General features: G+C 67.5%; 18 protein-coding genes. 7 read left to right on the top strand and 11 right to left on the bottom strand.

Going from position 1 to position 21,889, the window contains the following annotated elements:
* Nucleotides 1-25: 25 nt before the first annotated feature.
* The 3 genes from HH308_RS07185 to HH308_RS07175 form a co-directional block, all read right to left on the bottom strand.
* The gene (locus tag HH308_RS07185; protein ID WP_170193509.1) at nt 26-979 is read right to left on the bottom strand and encodes an anti-sigma-D factor RsdA; all 954 of its coding nucleotides are present in this window, start codon (nt 977-979) and stop codon (nt 26-28) included.
* Nucleotides 963-1,550 carry a sigma-70 family RNA polymerase sigma factor gene (locus HH308_RS07180; protein WP_170193508.1) on the bottom strand — a complete coding sequence of 196 codons (588 nt, stop codon included), beginning with the start codon at nt 1,548-1,550 and terminating at the stop codon, nt 963-965. The genes HH308_RS07185 and HH308_RS07180 overlap by 17 nt, the downstream gene beginning before the upstream one ends.
* A gap of 187 nt (nt 1,551-1,737) precedes the next feature.
* On the bottom strand, nt 1,738-2,469 hold the full coding sequence (locus HH308_RS07175) for a hypothetical protein (RefSeq protein WP_170193507.1): 732 nt from the start codon (nt 2,467-2,469) through the stop codon (nt 1,738-1,740).
* 414 nt (nt 2,470-2,883) lie between these two features.
* On the opposite strand from HH308_RS07175, the gene HH308_RS07170 reads away from it, so the two are divergent.
* Entirely contained in the window at nt 2,884-3,177 is a 294-nt protein-coding gene (locus tag HH308_RS07170) for a WhiB family transcriptional regulator (protein WP_170193506.1), read from the top strand.
* Between the two features lie 102 nt (nt 3,178-3,279).
* On the opposite strand, the gene groES is transcribed toward HH308_RS07170, so the two are convergent.
* Nucleotides 3,280-3,579 (bottom strand): co-chaperone GroES, encoded by a 300-nt coding sequence (groES, locus tag HH308_RS07165; RefSeq protein ID WP_170193505.1) that lies wholly within the window; start codon nt 3,577-3,579, stop codon nt 3,280-3,282.
* Nucleotides 3,580-3,755: 176 nt separating this feature from the next.
* Complete coding sequence (locus tag HH308_RS07160; protein ID WP_211188264.1) at nt 3,756-4,826, bottom strand: YncE family protein; 1,071 nt, start codon at nt 4,824-4,826, stop codon at nt 3,756-3,758.
* 113 nt (nt 4,827-4,939) lie between these two features.
* Between HH308_RS07160 and HH308_RS07155 the strand changes: the two genes are divergently transcribed.
* The gene (locus HH308_RS07155; protein WP_170193503.1) at nt 4,940-6,061 is read left to right on the top strand and encodes a YncE family protein; all 1,122 of its coding nucleotides are present in this window, start codon (nt 4,940-4,942) and stop codon (nt 6,059-6,061) included.
* Nucleotides 6,062-6,155: 94 nt separating this feature from the next.
* Here HH308_RS07155 and HH308_RS07150 read toward each other — a convergent pair whose 3' ends face one another.
* The 5 genes from HH308_RS07150 to HH308_RS07130 are packed head-to-tail and all read right to left on the bottom strand — an operon-like array spanning nt 6,156 to nt 12,069.
* Nucleotides 6,156-7,307, bottom strand: a complete 1,152-nt coding sequence (locus HH308_RS07150) for an amidohydrolase (protein WP_170193502.1) — start codon at nt 7,305-7,307, stop codon at nt 6,156-6,158.
* 1 nt (nt 7,308) lies between these two features.
* On the bottom strand, nt 7,309-8,136 hold the full coding sequence (locus HH308_RS07145; protein WP_312870446.1) for an ABC transporter ATP-binding protein: 828 nt from the start codon (nt 8,134-8,136) through the stop codon (nt 7,309-7,311).
* A complete protein-coding gene (locus tag HH308_RS07140) occupies nt 8,133-9,179 on the bottom strand; it encodes a FecCD family ABC transporter permease (RefSeq protein ID WP_170193500.1) in 1,047 nt (348 codons plus the stop codon). Before HH308_RS07140 ends, HH308_RS07145 begins: the two co-directional genes overlap by 4 nt.
* A complete protein-coding gene (locus HH308_RS07135) occupies nt 9,176-10,222 on the bottom strand; it encodes a FecCD family ABC transporter permease (RefSeq protein WP_170193499.1) in 1,047 nt (348 codons plus the stop codon). The genes HH308_RS07140 and HH308_RS07135 overlap by 4 nt, the downstream gene beginning before the upstream one ends.
* Complete coding sequence (locus tag HH308_RS07130) at nt 10,219-12,069, bottom strand: AMP-binding protein (protein WP_312870445.1); 1,851 nt, start codon at nt 12,067-12,069, stop codon at nt 10,219-10,221. Before HH308_RS07130 ends, HH308_RS07135 begins: the two co-directional genes overlap by 4 nt.
* 58 nt (nt 12,070-12,127) lie before the next feature.
* Here HH308_RS07130 and HH308_RS07125 point away from each other — a divergent pair, with 58 nt between their 5' ends.
* From HH308_RS07125 to HH308_RS07110, 4 genes are read left to right on the top strand one after another with little or no spacing between them, the layout of a single operon-like run.
* Nucleotides 12,128-17,080 (top strand): non-ribosomal peptide synthetase, encoded by a 4,953-nt coding sequence (locus HH308_RS07125; protein ID WP_312870444.1) that lies wholly within the window; start codon nt 12,128-12,130, stop codon nt 17,078-17,080.
* A complete protein-coding gene (locus HH308_RS07120; RefSeq protein WP_170193498.1) occupies nt 17,080-18,036 on the top strand; it encodes an ABC transporter substrate-binding protein in 957 nt (318 codons plus the stop codon). The genes HH308_RS07125 and HH308_RS07120 overlap by 1 nt, the downstream gene beginning before the upstream one ends.
* On the top strand, nt 18,036-18,680 hold the full coding sequence (locus HH308_RS07115) for an isochorismatase family protein (RefSeq protein WP_170193497.1): 645 nt from the start codon (nt 18,036-18,038) through the stop codon (nt 18,678-18,680). Before HH308_RS07120 ends, HH308_RS07115 begins: the two co-directional genes overlap by 1 nt.
* The gene (locus tag HH308_RS07110) at nt 18,677-19,462 is read left to right on the top strand and encodes an SDR family oxidoreductase (protein ID WP_312870442.1); all 786 of its coding nucleotides are present in this window, start codon (nt 18,677-18,679) and stop codon (nt 19,460-19,462) included. The genes HH308_RS07115 and HH308_RS07110 overlap by 4 nt, the downstream gene beginning before the upstream one ends.
* Before the next feature lie 10 nt (nt 19,463-19,472).
* Here HH308_RS07110 and HH308_RS07105 read toward each other — a convergent pair whose 3' ends face one another.
* The gene (locus tag HH308_RS07105; RefSeq protein ID WP_246284368.1) at nt 19,473-20,876 is read right to left on the bottom strand and encodes an MFS transporter; all 1,404 of its coding nucleotides are present in this window, start codon (nt 20,874-20,876) and stop codon (nt 19,473-19,475) included.
* A gap of 157 nt (nt 20,877-21,033) precedes the next feature.
* Between HH308_RS07105 and HH308_RS07100 the strand changes: the two genes are divergently transcribed.
* Entirely contained in the window at nt 21,034-21,447 is a 414-nt protein-coding gene (locus tag HH308_RS07100; RefSeq protein ID WP_170193495.1) for a MarR family winged helix-turn-helix transcriptional regulator, read from the top strand.
* Nucleotides 21,448-21,889 lie beyond the last annotated feature (442 nt).

Raw genomic sequence — 21,889 nt, 5'->3', positions numbered from 1 at the left:
GACTCGTAGACGCTGCGACGGGTCGCTAATTCGGCCGAATCGAGATCGGGGGCAGCGGAACTCCGGGCTGGGTCGTCGGACGCGGTTTGGGGGTCTGCGTCGTCGGGGTCGCGGTCTGATCGCTCGGCGGGACCACGGGCACGGTGGACGGCAGCGTCGTCTCGTCGGTGGTCTCCGGCGCCTGAGTCTGCGTCCTGGTACGCAGCTGGTCACGCAGATCCGGCGGGATGGTGGCCGGGTCCGTGCTGCTGCGGACAGGAGCCTGCTTGGTGGTCGTCACCGCGCTGGACTTCGACGCGGCGCTGGACGTGGACACCGACGTCTTCGGCGCGCTGGCACGCAGGCGTCCGATCCAGTCGTCCATCTCCTTGCGCAACTTGTCGTCGTGCACCGGCTGCATGTTCTGCGCCGCTTTGTCGACCAGTGCCTGCGCCTGCGCGGTGTCGCCGCGGGCCATCGCGGCTTCGGCCTGCTCGAGGTTCTGCTGTGCGTCGGTCGCGGCTTGGGTCTGGCTGGCCTGATCGGCGAAGACGACCTTCTTCACGTTCCACAGCGGATCGCCGGGCGCCGCACCCTGCGACAGAACGGTGAGTCCCGCCGCCGCCACGACGACGACGGCCGCCGCACCCGATGCCAGGCGCAGGTGCCGAATCGCCTTGCGAGCGGGCCGCCGAGGCGCAGACGCGATGATCGCGCGCTCGACGTCGTCGACCGACGGAAACTCCGGCACCGGCTCGGCGAGGACCTCGTAGCGCCACCCGGCCAGCAGGGTGGCCAATTGGTATTCGGCGTCGCTGTTGGTGGCCACCGGCATATCGCGGGTGAGCGCCTCGAGGAACTCCTCGTCGGCGTGTACGGCGTTCATGTCCAACGGCGACTCGTCCGCGCCGTGGTACTTCCAGCCCGAAGACTCACCCGCATCGGTCGACGGCTGGTCGGGCACTGCCCCCAGCCGACGGCGGCTAAGCTCGTCGCTCATCGATTCCTCCGGACCTACTCAGTTCATCCTTCAACTTGGTGAGGGCACGGTGTTGGGCGACTCGCACGGCGCCCGGCGTACTGCCGACCATCTGTGCGGTCTCCTCGGCTGACATCCCGACGACAATTCGCAGGGTGAGCACTTCTCGCTGCTTCTCCGGCAGGAGTTGCAGCAGTTGCTTCATCCGCTCACTGGTGTCGGCTTGGATCGCCAACTGTTCCGGTCCACCGGACACCGACGGTGTCTCGGGGATGATCTCGACCGGGTCGGACTTCGTCCGGCCGACGACGCGCATGGCGTCGGCGACCTTGTGCGATGCAATGCCATACACGAAAGCCATGAACGGTCTCCCCTGGTCCCGGTAACGGGGCAGGGCAGTCATCACCGCCATCAAGGCCTCCTGCGCGATGTCATCCGCGGAGAACAGGTGTCGTTCTCCCACTCCAATGCGTCCTCTGCAGTACCGAAGTATCGGTTCCTGCACACTTTGGAGTACCGATTCGAGCGCCGACCGATCCCCTTGCCCTGCGGCAAGGACGGCGGCGTCCAACTCAGCACCCGTTAAGTTCATCGGCAGTGAAAGCCCCTGTGTTACATCGTCAGTTCCGGTCTGTCTCTTATGCGCAGGTCGACACGTACTCCAGTCTGACCCCCTCCTTACTCTAGCGGCGTCGAGGCGCGGTGGAAGAATCGGCCGTTCAGTCGAATGAGACCGTTCCGGCGTAGACGCAGGTCACTCGTGCCACAGCCGACACATCTCAGAGCACCATGCCGCGACGTCGCAGTTCGGCTGCGACCGCGGCCCGCTGTGCGCTGCGGGTCTCCTGTTCGACCGATCCCGCATCGGCCAGTCCGGCGAGCATGGTCAATGCCGCCCAGCGCAACGGCAGCAGGTCGGTCTCCGCGCATCTGCGCTCGCACGACGCCGCCAGCGCACGTGCCGATTCGCCATCGTCGTTGACCGCGGCGGCGGCCGCGGCGATCAGGTCGGTTTTGATTCGATGCCGCGGCGAGGGCACCGTCGCGGCGAGTTCGACGGCCGCCGCACTCGACGCCGCGGCACCGGCAGCGTCTCCGCTATATAGGGCGAGTTCGGTGGACACCCATCGCCAGCGCAATTCCAGCCGCGCGCCCCAGACGAACTCGGAGTGGGCGGCGATCGCGGGAAGCACCTCGCGCTCCACCCGGTCGAGGAGCCGGCGGGTCGTCGCGAACCGTCCGACACCGAGGTTGTCTGCGGCGAGACCCGTCAGCGCGTCGGCCAGGGCGCCGAGTGCCGCCGGACTGTCGTAGGCGTCGACGAGAACGAAGGCCGACGATGCCGCAGCGCCGTCGAACACGGCGGCCTGCGCGTGTCGCCCGCTCTGCCGGATCCACGACGCGCGGGTGCTCGCCTGCAACGACGCGACCGCGCCGGTACCGAGTCGTGTCCCCCGTAATACCGCCTCACCAGCACAGACATAGCCGAGCGCACCGAGTTCGGTCGCCATACTCCACTGGTTCAGGGAACTGGAAGGGTTTCGATTTTGCATGAATTTAACCTGCCGATTTCTGAGCCATATTCGCCACACTAGTCACCGGGAGATGTCCCGACTATTTCACTGATGTTAATCGAGCTACGCGCAGGGCTCGACCGACAGCTCACCGGATGTCGTCGACAATCACCGTCGTCGACGCTGGTCAGCGCATGTCTACGCTGCTCAGATCCGCTATCGACAGGGGTTGAGATCTCGGTGCGCACACCGGTTGACATCCGGAGCAAATACGTTAACAGGAGGGAAACAAATACACATTTTCGATACAAAATAGCCGAATTGACTCTATTTCCGGCCGCTGCCTAATGTGTGCATTGCAGTTCGAAAGAGCTTCGGGCCGAACAACCGTGGATGGAAGAGGAGAAGATAATGCCGTTGCCACATGAGCTTCCGGGTCCCAATGCCGATATCTGGGATTGGCAGATGCAGGGGATGTGCCGCGGCGTCGAGTCGTCGGTGTTCTTCCATCCCGACGGCGAGCGCGGGCGGGCCCGCGCTCAACGCGAGCGCCGAGCCAAACAGCTGTGCCATCAGTGCCCGGTGATCGCGTCCTGCCGCGAGCACGCCCTCGCGGTGGCCGAGCCGTACGGCATCTGGGGCGGGCTGTCGGAGTCCGAACGCGCGACTCTCATCAAGCGGAGCCGACGCCGATTGGCGAGTTGACTTAACATCGACGTCGACGCCCGCGACGCTCGATCTCCATAGCAGAACGCCTCCGCCCCGGACTGCGAAGTCCGGGGCGGAGGCGTTTGTCAGCGGGTAGCGCTAGCTGACCACTGCGAGCACGTCGCGTGCCGACAGGATCAGGAATTCCTCGCCACCGTACTTGATCTCGGTGCCGCCGTACTTGCTGTAGATCACGACGTCGCCCTCAGCGACATCAAGCGGAATACGCTTCTCGCCGGCTTCGTCCCAGCGGCCCGGTCCGACTGCGATGACCTTGCCCTCCTGGGGCTTCTCCTTGGCCGTATCGGGGATGACCAGGCCCGAGGCGGTGGTGGTCTCAGCCTCAACGGCCTGGACCAGGATCTTGTCCTCAAGCGGCTTGATGTTCACGCTCGCCACGATGTGAGTCCTCTTCTTTCGTTGGAAATTGAAGTTTGCGGCCCTGGTGTGATCGCCTCGTCGTCGCGGGTGAACGAGGATCTCTCACAGCGCCACCTAGCACTCTATACATGAGAGTGCCAGCACTCAAGGGCGACGTGTGACAAGCGGCGGCAGGTGCCCGAAACCGCCCGTCGTCAACGACGACTGGGCACTAGCACGGTGATCCCGCTGCCCCGGTATTGAGATCCGTACACGATGCCGGTGCGCTGGTCCACGGCGAGAGTGTGCACCCGGGCCGCGGTCTTGACCACCGCGAGCACCGACGCGGTGTCCAGGTCGATGACGGTGATCGAACGGTTGTCCAGGTTCGCCAGGTAGCCGAGCCGGCGTTTGCCGTCGACGGCGATCTGGTTCGGTGTCGACCTCGTCGCGATGGTCTTCACCACGCGCAGCGAGTCCGGATCGATCACCGACACCTCGCCGGTGTCAAAACTCGCCGCGAAGACCCGCCCGGTCACGGGATCGACCGTCGGCCGCGAATTGGACGGTGTCGAAACCTCCTTGACGACCTTGTTGGTCCGGGTGTCGATGACCGCCACGAAGTTCCGTCTGCGATTCTTGTGGTCGTCGTTGCCCACGTAGAGCCGGTGCCGCGCCGAATCCAGCGACACCAGGGTGGGACTGAAGACGGAACTCTGCGCGATCTGCCGTTTGGTCGCAGTGTCGAGCAGAACGACCTTGTTCGCGGAGAATAGTGCGACCCACGCGCGGCCTCCCGCGGCGACGACGCCCATCGGGTGCCCGCCGGGGTATGCGAGGAGGTCGTCAGGGGTCGCTTTGCGCGCGTCGGCACGCACGATCGAGACGCCGTCGGCGTGCGCACTGGTAGTCACCAGGGCGCCGGCCGCGGAGTCGACGGCGATGCCGTCGGCGATCTGCGGCATCGGCACCTTCACCGACTGGTACTTGAACAGTCCCCACGGTTGGTCGGACAGGTCGATCGAGCCGACCGGCCGACGAGCGGCCAAGCTCACCACCGAGACGTCGATGTTGGGCTTTTGGACGGTGAGACCTTCTTTGGTAGTCGTCGCGGGAAACGTGTTGTCGGTGACGAAGAGTTTTCCACGGTGCTCGTCGATGGCGAGCTGTCCTCCACTGGTTACGCCGGCCGGCATGCTGGCGAGCCGAAAGTCCCAGCCGCCGGGTTCGGCCGGCGCCACGCCCGGAGAAGCGAACGTGGCCACGATCACAAGGGCTGCGGTCAAGATCGATAGTCGATGCACAAAGGGGAGCCTAACTCAGCTGCCACACAGATGGCACGCCGCGCTTAACCGCACCGCCTGAGTGCAACCTAAGAAGTTCAGGTAGCCTACCCTTCATGACTCGATCCCGTGCGCGCCTGGCTGCGCTCTTCACCTCCGCGAGCGCCCTCATCGCTCTCCCACTGGCACTGAACGCACCCGTCGCATCCGCGGCTCCGTCGTCGTACAGCGTCTCCACCGCGTCGGCGGGCGTCGCGAGCGCGGGCGAACTGGCGCTCGACCAGAGCCGCGATGAACTGTTCATCACCGACAACAACGCGCGGGCGATGTCCAGCGGCGGATCGAACTTCAGCTTCAGCAAGTATCCGGTCAAGCCCAAGGTGACGGTCTTCAGCACCAAGTCGCGCAAGGTGGTCCGGTCGATCGATCTGTCCGATCAGCCACTCGGCATGATGCTGTTCGGCCCGGTCCCGCTGCTTCCGGTCGAACAGTCGCCCGACGGCATCGCCATCGATCCCAAGCGGGGCCGCGTCATCGTCACCAACGCCCACGCCAACGGCGTCACCTCGTTCAACATGAGCGCCCGCCGGGTGACACCCGCCAACCTGCTGTCCCTGCCGAGCACACACCCGATGGGTGTGTTGGCGAATACCGCCACCGGCCGCACCTACGTCGCGCTCAACAACGCCGACAAGGTGCTCATCCTCAACACCTCGACCGGACGCAGCATCGGTGAGATCGGCGGCATCTACCATCCGTCGTTCCTCGACGTCGACAACTCGCGACACCGCCTGTACGTCGGAAACGCCGACTACATCGACAAAAAGCAGAACTTCGTGGCCGTCGTCGACACCCGCACCAACCGCGTCATCAAGAAGATCACCACGCCGTCGAATTCGCGAGTGAAGGTCAACCCGGTCACCGGCGACGTGTGGGCCAACAGCTACGACACCGGCAAGATCTCGGTCATCGACTCCAACACCCTGCAGATCAAGCGGACCATCGAGACCAACACCACGCCCAACAAGCTCGTCTTCGACGCCACGCGCCGCCTCGCCTACACCGCGAACTTGCAAAAGCGCACCGTCACCGTCCTCGACGCGTCGTCGGGCGCCATCCTGCGCGTCATTCCGACCGGAGCGCCGGTGCACACCATCGTCGTCGACGACCGCACCGGCATCGTCTACGGCACGCAGCACATGGGTGGCAACCTGACCATCATCACCCCCAAGGGCTGACACCTCGACAAACAGCAGTCGGTAGACAATTCGGCGCTGAGGGCATATCGCCCTCAGCGCCGAACCAGCTCACCGGCTTTCGCCGCAACTTCGCTCACGCGCGATCGGCGATAGCCCGCAGAGCAAGGGCCGCAAGGAATTTCGCGCCGACGCCGATGATGTCGTCGTTGAAGTCGTAGTCGGGATTGTGCACCGGCGCGCCCGCTCCGTTGCCGATGAAGGCGTATGCGCCGGGGATCTGCTGCAGAAAGAACGCGAAGTCTTCCGCGGCGAGAATGCCGTCGCAGTTCGCATCCACCCGATCGGCCCCGACGACGTCGGCGGCCACCGCCGCGGCCCGCGCGGCACAGCCCGGTTCATTGACCGTGCACGGGTAACGCCGCTCATACGTCAGAGCGACGTCGACGCCGTGCGCGGTCGCCGTCGACGCGCAGATGTCGGTGACCATCCGCTGGATCTCGTCGCGGGCGTCGGCGGACAGACACCGCGCGGTCCCCCGCAGCCGCGCGGTCGGCGGCAAGACATTGTTGGTGTCACCGGCCACGAACTGTGTGATCGATACGACGGCGCGCACCGCCGGATCGAGCCGCCGGGCGACGATAGTCTGCAGTGCGGTCACCAACGCCGACCCCGCCACGATCACATCGCCCGCCAGATGCGGCGCCATCGCATGGCCGCCGGGTGCGGTGATGGTGATGTCGAGATCGTCGAACGACGCCAGCTGAGTACCCGCTCGGACCGCGATGTCACCGGCATCGATGCCGGGGATGTTGTGGATCCCGTAGATCTCCTCGATGCCGAACCGCGCAAGCAGGCCGTCGTCGAGCATGGCCACCGCACCGGCCGCGCCCTCCTCCGCGGGCTGGAACACCACAACCACATTTCCAGCGAATTCTGTTGCAGCACAGAGCATTTCCGCGGCACCGAGCAGCATCGCGCAATGCCCGTCGTGGCCGCAGGCATGCATCACCCCCGACGACGTCGACGCGTACGGACGCGGCTGCCGCTCGACGATGGGCAACGCGTCCATGTCGGCGCGCAGACCGATCGTCGGGCCCGCCGACGTCCCGCGAATCACCCCGACGACGCCGGTCCCGCCGACGCCGGTGGTCACCTCGGCGCCGAGTCCGCGCAGATAGTCGGCGATGACGTCGGCCGTTCGGTGCTCGGCGAAGGCGAGTTCCGGGTGGGCGTGCACGTCGTGTCGGAATGCGCGAAGCCGGTCGAGGTCGGGCAGCGATGTCATTTCATTTCCCCCGTACGATCGCGGCGGCACCGACCCGCGGAATCACCAGCGGTGTCCCCGACTCCGGGTCGTCGACGACCCGGCAGCGCAGACCGAACACCTCCTCGACCACGTCGGCGGTGACCACCTGTGCGGGCGGTCCCTGTGCGACGATCCGGCCGTCGCGCATCGCGACGATGTGATCGCCGTAGCGCGCGGCCTGGTTGAGGTCGTGCAGCACCGCGACGACGGTGCGGCCCTGGTCACGATTGAGCGAGCGGCACAATTCCAGCACCTCCAGCTGGTGGGCGATGTCGAGGAATGTGGTCGGCTCGTCGAGCAACACCAGTGGCGTCTGCTGGGCGAGTACCAACGCGATCCACACGCGCTGACGCTGTCCGCCCGACAGTCGATCGACCCGCTGGCCGGCCAGTTCGGTGGTGCCGGTCGCGGCCAGCGCCTCGACGACGGCCCGCTCGTCGTCGGGCGACCACTGCCGCAGTAGCTTCTGATGGGGAAACCGGCCCCGTGCGACGAGTTCGGCGACACGGATGTCCTCGGGTGCCACCGACGACTGCGGCAACAGACCGAGGATCCGGGCCACCTCGCGTGGCGGGTAGCTGTCGATCACCCGCCCGTCGAGCACCACCTGCCCCGACGTCGGGGTAAGCACCCGTGCGAGCGATTTGAGCAGCGTCGACTTCCCGCAGGCGTTCGGTCCGATGATCACGGTGAACCGGTCGTCGGGGATGTCGACGGTCAGGTCTTCGACGATGGAGCGCTCGCCGTAGCCCAGGGTCACCGCGCGCGCCGCGAGCCGGGCCGTCGGATGCGGTGTCGGTTCACTCACTTCGCACGCCTCATTTCGGAAAACAGCAGGTAGCAGAGGTATACGCCGCCCAGACATACCGTGACGACGCCGACCGGCAGCGTCGTCGGCGCGAACAGGCGAACGGCGATGACGTCGCTGACGACCAGCAGCAGCGACCCGACCAGGCCGGTCACCATCGGTGGCGTGTGTCCCGACCGGCACAGGCGCCGCGCGATATGCGGTGCCGACAACGCGACGAACGCGATCGGTCCCGCGACCGTCGTGGCGACCGCGGTCAGCGCGACACCGAGCACCGGCAGCCCCACCGCAGCCAGACGCGTCTGTGCACCGAGGGTGCGCGCCAGCTCCGGCCCCAGTTCGACGACGGGCGCACGCCTGCTCAGCAGTCCGAACGCGGTGAGCAGGATCACCACCACGATCGACGCCGGGCCGGCCATCGCCCAGGTGGCGGTCTCCAACGTGCCCGCGCCCCACAGCGCCGCCGACATCGCCTGATCGAGGTCGGCGCGCAGAATCAGCCAGTAGTTGACCGCGGCCAGCATCGACGAGATCGCGACACCGGTGATGACCAGCCGAAACCCCGCGACGCCGGTACGAAAGGCCAGCAGATAGACCGCGCCCGCGGTCAGGATTCCACCGGCGAGCGCACCCATCGACGTCATGGCGAAACTGCCGCCGAGCACCAGCCCGGCGATCAACGCGCCGGTGTAGGAACCGACGCCGAACCCGATGAGATCGGGGCTGCCCAGCGGATTGCGGGTCAGCAGCTGGAAGATCAAGCCCGACGACGCCAGCGCCGCGCCGAGCGTTACCGCGGCCAGCACTCGCGGCAGCTGCCAGTCCCACACGGCCAGCCGGGCAGCGGGATCGTCGCCGACGAACAGCGCGCCGAGCACCTGTCCCGGCCCGAGCGGATACGTTCCCGACCCCAGTGCGACGACAACCGAAATCACCAAGGCGGCAAGCACTGTCAGGCCGACGACGACACTGCGTCGATCACCGCGCACCGATAGTCCGCCGGCGCGCACCACGATCTGCGGGCGTCCGAAATCGACGGTCATGCCGGGCTGCCCTCCCAGCGCCGGACCAGCAGGATCAGCACCGGGCCACCGATGACGGCGGTCACGATTCCGACCGGCACTTCGTCGGGCCGGACGATCACGCGCCCGACGACGTCGGCGGCCAGCACCACCAGGCCGCCGAGCACCGCGGCGAAGGCGACGGCCCAGCGGCCCGACGCCCCGAGGGTCAGCCGGATGGCGTGCGGCACCATCAGCCCGACGAAGCCGATCGGTCCGGCGGCCGCGGTGGCCGCTCCGCACAGCACGGTGATCGCGACCAGCGCCACGACGCGGATCCGTTCGACGCGCACGCCCAGGACGGTGGCCATCTCGTCGCCCATCGACACGACGTCGACCGCCGGTGCGACGATGAAGGCCAGCACCACTCCGATGAGGATGAACGGGCCGACGACCTGTGCGACGCCGAGGTCGCGGTCGACGACGGAGCCGACCTCCCAGACTCGTAGCCGATCGAACGCCGCGGGGTTCAGCAATGCGATGCCACGCACCGCACCGGTGAGTGCCGCGGTCACCGCGATGCCCGCCATCGTCACCCGGATCGGAGTGAGCGGTCCGCGCCCCGCCGACCCGAGTCCGTACACGACGGCCATCGCGATCACCGCGCCGAGGAAGGCGAACCAGACATACGACCACACCGAGGTCAGTCCCAACAGCCCCACCGCGACCGCGATGGCAAGTGCCGCACCGGCATTCACGCCGAGAATCTGCGGGTCGCCGAGTGGATTGCTCATCAGCCGCTGGATCAACAGTCCGGCGACGCCCAGTGCGGAACCGGCCAGAATCGAAATGATCGCGCGCGGAACGCGATAGCCGGTGACGGCTTCAGCATCCAGACCAGAACTGTTATGCCACAACGCATCCCACACCTGGGCTGCTCCGATGCCGCGCGAACCGACAAACAGGCTGAACCACGCGAGCGCTGCCAGTGCGACGACGGCGAGCACCCACAGCAGCGTCAACCGCAGTCCGCCGCGCGTCGATCGAGTCGGCGCCGACGTCGACGCTGGGTCGGTGAGCGTCACCGTTGCCCGGCCCTCCGGACGCCGTCGATGAGGTCGCCGATGGTCGCCGACTCGGCGATCGCCTGGAAGTCGAGTTCGCCCGCGCCGGCGGCTCGCCAGTGGTCGAGCAACGCCATCAGCTGCAACGAGTCGATACCGCTGTCGGCGAGCATGGTCTGCGCGGTCAGCGCCTCGGCGTCGATGCCGAGTTTGTGGGCGAGGTCGCCACGGATGCGCTCGGGTGCGAGCGGATCGTCGAGCGCCGGCGTCGCCACCGACGCCCGCTGACTGTTCTTCGAGATCTTGCCGACCGCCGTCGTCGGGAAGTCGTCGACGATGAACACGTCGTCGGGGATCTTGAATCGGGCCAGTCCCGACTCACGCAGAAACCCGCGCACCGCGATCGGATCGGGCACATCGCCGCCGGCCACCGCGGCAGCGGCAGGAATGATGTAGGCGACACTCCGTTCACCGAGCCGATCATCGGGCACGCCGACGACCGACGCGTCACGAATGGCCGGGTGGGTGACGAGGACCCCTTCGATCTCGGCCGGGGCGATCTTCTCACCGGCCCGATTGATCTGGTCCTTGTCGCGGCCGACGACCGTGACATAGCCGCGCTCGTCGCGGACCACGCGGTCACCGGTGCGGTAGAAACCGTCCTCGGTGAAGGACTCCGGCGACGCACCGCCCCAATAGTTGCGGATCGTGTACGGTCCGCGCGTTTGCAGGGCTCCCTCCACGCCGTCGGCGACCGGCTGACCGTCGGCGTCGACGACGCGCACCTCGTCGGCTGGGCTGATCGGACGTCCCTGGGTGCCGACGATGGTCTCGGGATCGTCGTCGAGCCTGGTGTAGTTGACCAATCCCTCGGCCATCCCGAAGACCTGTTGCAGGGTGGCCGATCCGAACAGCCCGGGCACCCGTTGCGCTTGTGCGCGTGCGAGTTTCGCGCCGCCCACGCCGAGCACCGTGAGCGACGACACGTCGTGGCGACCCGCCTCCGGCGAGTCGAGCCACGCCGCGACCAGCGGCGGTACCGCCGACAGGTGCGTAATGCGTTGCGTTGCAACGGCGTCGAGAACGGTGCGCGCATCGGTCGCGTCGACCATCACGATCCGCGCCCCCGCGTGGACCGCGCCGAGGATGCCCGGTGAACTCATCGTGAAGTTGTGCGAGACCGGCAGCACCACTCCGAACACCGACGTCGCGTCGAGTCCACAGATCTCGGCACTGGCGCGAACGGAATAGAGGTAGTCGTCGTGGGTGCGGCCGATCAACTTCGGCGCACCGGTTGTTCCACCGGACAGCTGCAGAAACGCGATATCCGACGGTGCGCCGGACCGGCCGGTCGACGACGCCGCGTCGACGCGGTGGGCGGCCAGCGGATCGGCGGCGTCGGGGTCGCCGACGATGCAGTGGAAGGTACGGCCGTCCGACGTCGTCGACCGGGTCTGCGCGAGCGCACCGGCGTGGTCGCGGTCGTCGGCGACGGTCAGGAATGCCGCGGCGTCGCTCCGCTCCACCAGGTCGGTGATGTCGGCGATTCCGTGGGAGGCCAACGCGAACACCGGCAGCACACCGGCGTCGAACAGCGCGAAGATCACCTCGACGTAGTCGACGACGTTGGGGAACTGCACGACGGCACGATCGCCGGGCCGCAAGCCATAGCGTTCGACGAGTGCTCCCGCCACGCGGCGTGAACCATCGAGGAGTTCGGTGTAGGTCAGACTGCGTCGCGCATCGCGGACCGCCTCGGCCGCACCACGCCGTTGCGCTGCGTCTTCGAGCAGCATCGTGTGCGTCTGTCCGATCCAGTACCCGTCTCGCCGGTACTGGTCTGCCACATCACTGGGGTATCCGGCCACGGGGTCGATCGTAACGGATAGGGTAACCTATCCTTCATCTGGTATTGCCTCACCGAAAGTGCCCCTCACCTTGCATGACGAACTCACCGCCGCACAGAACGCGGTCTGGTTCGCACAGGCCCAGGTCGGAGCTTCGCCGGTTTATCAATGTGCCGAACAGATCGACATTCATGGCGAATTCTGCGCGGAACGGTTCGGCCGAATCGTCGGAGCATGCCTCGCGCAGCTCCCCGCGCTGAACCGTCGCTACGTCGGCACCGACGCCGGGCCACGCGCCCTCGCCGATCCGCGCACGCACACCGTCGTGCTGCACACCGACGAATCCGTCGCCGACGTCGTCGACGCCGCGCTGACCACGGCGCCGGTCACCGACTCGATCTCCGGCGATCAGCTCAGCTCTCAGCACCTCGTGCGCCTGCGCGACGATCACCACGTCTGGATCACCCGGATCCACCACATCGCCATCGACGGCTACTCGTTCGCCGCGCTGTTGCGGTGGATCGCCGAGTGTTACACCGCTGACGCCGCGGGTGAGGCGCCGACACAACCACCGTTCGTCCCGCCCACACCCGGAGCCGACACCGGCACCGACTTCTGGTCGGGATACCTCGACGGTTCCCGGCCGCCGTCGCCGAGCAGAACAGATCCCGCACCGGCCACGGAACGCGCGATGCGCGTGACCCACCGGCTGCCACCGCGCACCTCGGCCACCGACCGCGGATGGACCGAAGCGCTGCTGGGCACGCTGGGGATGTATGTGGGCGCGGTGACTCGCGAATCCGACACGGTCCTCGGCATGCCGTGGGCGAACCGCCGGATGGGCGCCAAACCGACGATCGAGCCAGAGGTGAACATCCTTCCGCTTCGGGTGCACACCGCGCCGGGGATGACCGTCGGCGAGTTGATCTCCGACGTCGGAGCCGAGATTCGCGCCGTCCGACCGCACACTCGCTACCGGGCCGATCAGATCCGCCGCGACCTCGCCGCGGTCGGCAGCGGCCATCCGCTTTACGGACCGGTGGCCAACCTCAAGTACTTCACCCCGCGCCTGGGTTTCGGCACCGCGACCGGAACCGTCACCAATATCGCGATGGGTCCGGTGGACGATCTCACCGTCACCGGGTCACCCCAGCCCGACGGCGGTTTCGTGCTCGAAGTCGAGGCCAACCCGGCGCGCTACAGCGCCGACGACCTCGCCGGGCACGCCGCCCGATTGTGTGCTCTCCTGCAACGGATCTCGCAGGCCGACGCCGACACTCCACTCGCCGCGCTGCCCATCGCGACCGGCACCGAGCAGACCGCCGAGATCCACGTCGCCAACGACACCGTCGACACCGCGATGGCCGTCGAGGCGCAAACGCACACGCTCGCAACGCTTCTCGACGCCGCTGCGGTCGAACACGCCGATCGACCCGCGCTCGTGTGGAATTCCGGCGGCGAGCGCCTGTTGACCTATCGCGAATTGCATTCCACCGCAGCCGATCTGGCCGCACAGCTACGACGCCGCGGTGCCGGTCCGGGTACCGTCGTCGCATTGACGATGGCGCGTTCGGCGGAGACGGTGTGCAGTATCCTCGCGGTAACCGCGTGTGGCGCAGCCTATCTGCCCGTCGATCCGGAACTCCCCGCCGACCGGATCACCGGCATGCTCGACGACGCCGACGCCTGCATCATGCTGAGCACCGCCACCCCCGACGACGCCGACTGGACTCACGAGGGTCTCGCTCTGCGAATCACGATGCGCCACAGTACGTCGCCTGCCGACGACACTGGCACACGACCAGCACTCCCCCGCGACACCGCCTACGTCATCTTCACCTCCGGGTCCACCGGTCGCCCCAAGGGCGTGGCGGTGGAGCATCGCAGCATCGTCAACCGGCTGCGCTGGATGGACGACGCGTTCAGTCTGACCCCGAACGATCGGGTCCTGCAGAAGACGCCGTACTCCTTCGACGTGTCGGTGTGGGAGTTCTTCTGGCCGTTGATATCCGGGGCGACGCTGGTGTTGGCGAGTCCCGGTGTCGAGCGGGACAGTCCGGCTCTGGCAGCCGAACTCGCGCGGCGTCGAATCACGGTGTGCCACTTCGTTCCGTCCGCGCTCGCCGCCTTCACGGGCGCGGCACAGTCGTCCGAACACCGATTCGAGGCGCTGCGGCTGATCGTCTGCTCCGGCGAGGCACTCGGCCCACAGACGCTGGTCCGGGCACGGGAAGTACTGCGGCACACCACTTTCCACAATCTCTACGGCCCCACCGAAGCCGCCGTCGACGTCACCGACTGGACACCGCCCGGCGACTGGACCGGCGACGTCGTGCCGATCGGCTCGCCGATCGCCAACACTTCGACCTATGTGCTCGACGCCGCGCTGCGCCCACAGGTCCCGGGCGCCGTGGGTGAGCTGTACCTGGCGGGCATCCAACTCGCCCGCGGTTACCTGCGGCGACCGGCACTGACCGCCACCCGTTTCGTCGCCAACCCGTTCGTGCCCGGGGAACGGATGTACGCGACCGGGGACGTGGTGTACCGCGACACCGACGGCGCCCTGGTCTACCTGGGCCGCACCGACGATCAGGTGAAGGTACGCGGTCGGCGCATCGAATTGGGCGAGGTTGCGGCCGCGCTCGCCGCGCTGCCCGACGTCGAGCAGTCGGTGGTCGTGACCCGCGAGATCACCGGCGTCGTCCCCCCGGCGGCGGTCATCGTCGGATATGTGGTGGCCGGCGGCGCTTTCGACCGGTTCGCCGCGCGTGGCCTGCTCGCCCGGCTGTTGCCCGGGTACATGGTTCCCGATGCCATCGAGGTCCTCGACGCCATCCCGATGACCCGCAACGGCAAGCTCGACCGGCGGCGGTTGCCCGTGCCGCGGCTGGGTGCCGACGACGTCGTGGCGCCGCGCACACCCGTTGAGCTGACTCTGGCGCCCTTGTTCGCCGAAGCCGTTGGGGCCGCGGAGATCTCGGTCACCGACAGTTTCTTCGACCTCGGCGGTACGTCACTGTCGGCGTCGACGCTCGCCGCACGCTGCAGCGATGTGCTCGGGACGCGGATCGGTGTGGCCGACCTCTTCGCCGCGCCGACGGTCGCCGCGCTGGCCGCCCACCTCGCGGGCGACCGCGAGGTCGATCCGTTCGGCCGGCTGCTCACCTTCCGGGAGAGCGCGCCCGGGCAGGCACCGCTCTTCGCGATTCATCCGGCGGGCGGTCTGGGCTGGTGTTATGCGGGGCTGCTTCCCGTTCTCGACCCGACGGTCGGGCTGTATGCGCTGCAGGCCGACGGCTTGGGTGTGGGCGACGACCTGCCGGTCTCGCTCGCCGCGGTCGCCGCGTCGTATCTGGAGACCATCGAATCCGTAGCGCCACAAGGACCGCTGCGCCTTCTCGGCTGGTCGGTCGGTGGTGTCATCGCGCACGAGATCGCGGTGCTGGCCCGGGCTCGCGGACGCGCGGTCGCTCCGATCGTGCTTCTCGACGCCTACCCGAGCGAGTGCTGGGCCGGCCGACCCGCACCCGACGCCGCCGAGGTGCGTCGGGCCCTGTTGATCATGGCCGGAACGGAGTCGGAATCAGCGCTGGCCACCGACGACGAGCTGCTCGCCGCGTTGCGCGACGGCCACGCCGCCTTCGGCAGCCTCGGCATCGAGCGGATCCGTCGCATCACCGAGGTCGTCGCTACCTTCGCGACCTTGATGCGAACGCATACGACAGGTGTATTCGACGGTGACGCATGGCATTTCGCAGCCACGCTCAGTGCCGAAGACTTCCTGGCGGCCGACGCGTGGCAGTCGCATGTCCAGGGCGCCGTGCACCGCGTCGAGCTGCCGGTCCGGCATCCCGGCATGGTGTCGCCGGCATCGTTGGCGCAGGTGGCGCAGCACCTTGCGCCGCTGCCGCAGCCGCCGATCGTGACCGACGCCCCCGGCTCCGGCGGGCAACGCGCGCTGTTGAGCTTCTCCGCACCGGCCGGGACCACCGGCGTCTACGCCTGGGTCAACCGCCTCACCGACGGCCCAGCAGCCGCGGCGGGCATGATGACCCGCTCGGGCAGTACCGATCGATGGTTCACCGAGCTGCGCATCGACCGTGACACGATCGCCACCTACCGGTTCTATCCGTTCACCGACGACGACCCCGCCGTCGTCGACTCGGTGCTGCGGTATACGCGTGACGTCGCTCGGCGGGCCGTCGTCGATCCGGCGAACGACGGTGGCGCACAACGATCTTTCGGATCGGTGTTGCGTGGTGCCGATGCTCCCGACCTGGCTGCGTGGACCGGCGACACGTCGCTCGAGATCGTCGACACGGGGAAGGTCGACGGCCCCGACGGTCCGGTCCGCTGGCGGCTCACTCCGTTCATCGGGTCCGGCGATGCGCCGCCGCGGATCGTCGTCGTGTTCGACGCCGACATCTGGTTCGACACGCACGGTCTCGCCTCGGCGCTGGGCCGCACCTCGACGTCGGGGCCGGTCGCATTGCTCGGCGTCGACTCGCCGAGCGACACCGCAGCGCGCCTACGTCAACTCGGTCCGAACCGTGACTTCCTTCGATCGATCGCCGAATCGGTTGTGCCACAAGCACGTAGCACGCTCGGCGTCGACGCCGCGGCCGGATGGGCGGGGCAGAGTCTCGGTGGCCTGACCGTCCTCGCCGCGGCGGCGTGGTTCCCCCACGCCGTCGACGAGGTTCTCGCGTATTCGCCGTCGGTCTGGTGGCGTCCGGGCATGACGTCGCGGCCGACGGCGATGCCGCAGGGCCGGCCGTGGATCTCCGAACTCATCGACGCCGCGCAGACGCGGGCGTCGATGAGCATCGCCGTCGGACGCTACGAACGCATGCTGGTGACTCCGGTCACCGAACTCGCCGATCACCTCGCCCGCACCGGGCACACCGTGCGGTTCACCACCGTCGGCGGCGGACACGACATCGCCTGGTGGGCGCATCGGCTGTTGGCCGACCTCGCCGACCCGCCAGGCGCACCCTCACTCGAATCACCGCTGGAAAGCGAGCACCACTGATGACCTTCACTGTCCGAATAGCAGCCCTCGTCGGGGTCCTGGCCGTCGTCGGGGCACTCGCGGCCTGCGGGGGCTCGTCCGATTCCACCGCAACCGCCGACACACGCAGCTATGTCGATGCCTCGGGACGCGCCGTGCAGGTGCCGAAGAATCCGCAGCGCGTGGTCACCCTCGCCGAAGGCGCCCTCGACGGCGCGCTCGCCCTTGATGTGACACCGGTCGGGACGACGAGCGGTCGTGGGCAGACCGGGATCCCGGCCTATCTGGGTGCCCACCCCGACATTCCGATCGTCGCGTCCACGCGTGCGCCCAATCTGGGCCAGATCCTCAAGCTACGGCCCGACCTCATCATCGTCGACGACACCACCGGTGCCCGAAACAGCATCGACGAGCTGACGAAGATCGCCCCGACCGTGTTCGTCGCGAAATACGCCGACGGGTGGGAGAAGTATTTCGCCGCGATGGGTGACGTACTGGGTCGCGCCGACAAGCACCAGGCCGTCGTCGCCGAGATCGATTCGACGATCACGAAGGTGTCCGCGCGGGTCGCCGCGGCACCCGGCGCCAAGCCACTCACCGCGAGCGTCGTACGGTGGGCCGCCGACGGCCCGACCATCGTGGGCGGCAACTCGTTGTCGTCGTGGGTTCTCAAGCGCGTGGGCATGTCACGTCCACCGGCTCAGCAGAAGGTGGACTCGGCCAACCGGTCCGGGCAGAAGGTGAGCCTGGAGAATCTCGACCTGATCGACGCCGACTACCTGTTCTTCGGGGTGCTCGGCAGCGTCGAACAGGCGCGCAAGGATCTGGCGGCCGCGCAGACGCGTCCCGGCTTCGCCGAGCTGACCGCGCAGAAGTCCGGCCACGTCGTCGCCGTCGACGGCACACCGTGGACCAGCGGGTCCGGTCCGCTCGGCGTCGAAGCCGTCCTCGCCGACATCGACGGAGCGGTGAAGTAGTGGCCATCCCCCCGATTGCGTCCTACCAACTGAACGAGCTGAGCCCGGCCACGTCGCCGTGCCTGGACTGGAAGCTCGATCCGGGCCGCACCGCGTTGATCATCCACGACATGCAGCGGTATTTCGTCGACGCCTTCCCGCCGGCCGACGAACCGTTGCCGACGGTGACCGCCAACATCGTTGCGCTGCGCGACACCTGCGATACTCTCGGCATCCCGACGATTCTGACCGCACAACCGCCGGCTCAGCATCCCGCGCGCCGCGGATTGCTCACCGACCGGTGGGGTACCGGCATCGCCACCGATGCCGAGGCCGCGGTGATCGAGCCGTTGGCTCCGCGCGCCGCCGACATTCAGGTCGTGAAGTGGCGGTACTCGGCATTCGCCCGTACCGACCTGCGGCAGTTGCTCGCCCACGAGGGACGCGATCAGATTCTGATCACCGGAATCTACGCGCACATCGGCATCATGTTGACCGCCGCGGACGCGTTCATGAACGACATTCAGGCGTTTCTCGTCACCGACGCCGTCGCCGACTTCAACGCCGGCTTTCACACCGGAGCAATCGACTACGTCAACACCACCTGCGGCATCGCCCTGAGCACCGCCGACGCCCGGGCCGAATTGGCGGGCGAGCGACCGTGACGGCGTTGGCCGGCACCCGCGCGCTGATCACCGGTGCCGCAGGCGGAATCGGCTCCGCGACCGCGCGGGCCTTCGTCGACGCCGGGGCACGCGTCGTGGTCTCCGACGTCGACGCCGGGATCGCCGACGTCGGGCACGAGTTGGACTGTCCCGCACTGACCGTCGATCTCACCGATCGCCCGGCCGTCGACGGTCTGCTCGACGCGGCGACGCGGGCGCTGGGCGGTGCGCCGACCGCGATCGTGCATACGGCCGGAGTGTTGTTCGACGGCCGCATCGGCGACGTCGGGGACGACGACTGGGACCGCCTGCTCGCGGTCAATCTGACGGCGACGATGGCCATCTTGCGCGCTGCCGACCGCGTGCTGAGCGGCCCCGGTTCCATCACCGTGGTGTCGTCGAACGCCGCCGCGACCCCGCGGATCGGACTCGGGGCCTACGGTGCGAGCAAGGCGGCCGTCACCGCGCTGGTCCGCAGCGTCGGGCTGGAACTGGCGCCCCGCGCGATCCGCTGCAACGTGATCTCGCCGGGCTCGACCGACACTCCGATGCTGCGCGGAATGTGGTCGGCCGAGTCCAGCGTCGACTCTTCCAGTATCGACCAGGCCGCAGCCGCCGTGATCGCGGGTTCCCCGGACCAGTTCCGACTGGGAATCCCGTTGGGCCGCTTGGCCACCGCCGACGACATCGCCGGGACGGCCGTCTTCCTGGCGTCGGATGCCGCGCGGCACATCACCATGCACGACCTGCGAGTCGACGGCGGCGCGACGCTGGATCAGTGAGTTCGTCGGTCTACGACGACTTTCGGCGTCGCGCACCGACGATCACCGCGCCCGCCAGCCCGACGATCGACAGTCCGCTGACTACCCAGATCGCCGTCTGCATACCGGGCAGCAGCTGGCCCGGCACGACCGGCTGATGCGAACTGGTGAGGATGGCCGTCACGACGGCCATCATGATCGCGCCACCCACCTGAGCGAAGGTGTTGACCAGTCCCGACGCCAGGCCCTGCTCGTCGTCCTCGACGCCTGCGGTGCCTTGCGACATCACCGACGGGAAGGTGACGGCGAAACCGATGCCCAGCAGGATGATCGTCGGCAGCAGGAAGCTCGCGTAACCGGTGCCGGCGCTTGCCCGCGCGAACCACAGGTAGGCCAGCAGGAACGCCGTGAACCCGACGATCAACAGCAATTGGGTGGGCACCCGGTCGAGAACCTTGTCCATCTTCGTGGCGCTGAGGGCGACGATGAGCCCGGCGGGCAGGAAGCCCAAAGCCATCGACAGCGGCGACCATCCCAGCGACTGCTGCAGGTAGAGCGTCACGACGAATTGGAACGCGACGTAGCCGCCGAACATGAGCGCCGCCGAGATATTCGCCTGGACGAGCGACACCGATCGCAGGATTCCCAAGCGCAGCAGCGGAAGTCGGTGCCGCATCTCGGCAACGACGAACCCGGCCATCAGTGCCGCCGACGCCACGAGGGTGACCAGGGTGACCGGCGCGGTCCAGCCGATCTCCGGCGCGCGCACCACTCCGAACACCAGCAGCAACAGTGATCCGGTACTCGTCAACGCACCAACCACGTCGAACTGAGCCCACCGGAACGACGGAGCCGCGACGGCGGGGATGACCCGCATACCCACGACGAACAGCAGCAGCGCCAGCGGGCCCGGGAACAAGAGTGTTGCGCGCCAAGACAATTCAGTCAAGAGGCCACCGAATACGAGGCCGAGGGAGAATCCGCTCGCGCCGCAGACCGTGTAGATGCTCAGTGCCCTGTTACGAGCCGGCCCCTCCGCGAACGTCGTGGTGATGATCGACAGGCCCGCGGGTACGGTGAACGCGGCCGCGATTCCCTTGATGAAGCGCAACGCGATGATCAGCGCGTTGACGTCGACGACGGCGCTGATCACCGACGCGACACCGAAGACCCCCAGTGCGACCAGGAATACCCGGCGCCGCCCGAACAGATCGCTGGTGCGACCGCCCAACAAGAGCAGACCGCCGTAGCCGAGCACGTAACCGCTCACGATCCACTGCAACTGCGACGACGACATACCGAGGTCGTCGCCGATCGACGGCAGCGCGACACCCACCATGGAGACGTCGAGACCGTCGAGGAAAAGAGCGCCGGCCAGCACGACCAGCAGCAACCACACCTTCGGCGACCAGCCAGAACCCGTGGTGATGTGCATTCTCTGGTCGAGACGCCGCGGCGTCTCGACGGTGGACACTTCCGTTTCGGACACAACCTGTGTTTGAGTCACGTCGGAAACTATATGTGCTTGCATCTAATGTGTCCACATTTAATGCACCTGAATCTATTGCTCTTGCATGTGATAGTATGCGGCCATGGGATCGAAGGCGCAGGTGTGCAAAGACGACGAGTTGGCCGCGGCGTGGCAAGATCTGTCGGTGCGCTATCACCGGATCCAGTGCACCCTCGACCGCGAGTTGCAGGCGAATCACCAACTGACGTCGAGCGAGTTCGAGGTCCTCGAGTTCCTCGTCCGAACCGACGAACACTCCGCCCGGATGAGCGAACTCGCCGACCACGTCCACCTCAGTCAGAGCGCGACGTCGCGCGTGGTCGCCCGTCTCGAGGCAGACGGCCTTCTCACACGAAGCATGTGCCCCGGCGACCGCCGCTCGGTGTTCGCCGGCCTCTCCGAGGCCGGGGTGCAGCGCTACAACGAGGCGCGCCCCACCCAGCGTCGAATCCTCAACGAACAGTCCGTGGGATGCGAGAAGATCCTGGGTCGGTGAGCCACGAGCAGGAACTGCTCCTCCGCTCCCGAGTGCCGCGCCCTCCGCTCCCCGAGTGCCGAAGCGAGCTCACCAACCTCGGTGCCCCCTCCGCTCCCCGAGTGCCGAAGCGAACTCGCGGGCTTCGGTGCCCCTCCGCTCCCCGAGTGCCGAAGCGAGCTCGCGAGCTTCGGTGTAACGAGGGGATGGTGAGATCACTGGCCAAGCCGGGGACGCCTGTTTCGCGTTGAGCGCAACGATCCGTTGTTACCGGTGGGTTGCTGAGACTGGGAAACGCACGACGGGACAAGACACAATCGACAGATCCGACTCCCCATCGAGCAGGTGAGTCCGACACGAAACTGCTCAACGTCTCCGAAAATCCGTTCCCCCGTCGGCCTTTCGGGTCACCAGCCCCTCTACTTCGATACGACCGCTCGTTCCTCGCGGTCACTCAGCGGCG

This window comes from Gordonia asplenii, from assembly GCF_012933505.1.
Taxonomy (GTDB): domain Bacteria; phylum Actinomycetota; class Actinomycetes; order Mycobacteriales; family Mycobacteriaceae; genus Gordonia; species Gordonia asplenii.
The sequence above is the reverse complement of the archived record's forward strand: the minus strand, read 5'-3'. Positions and strand labels throughout refer to the sequence as shown.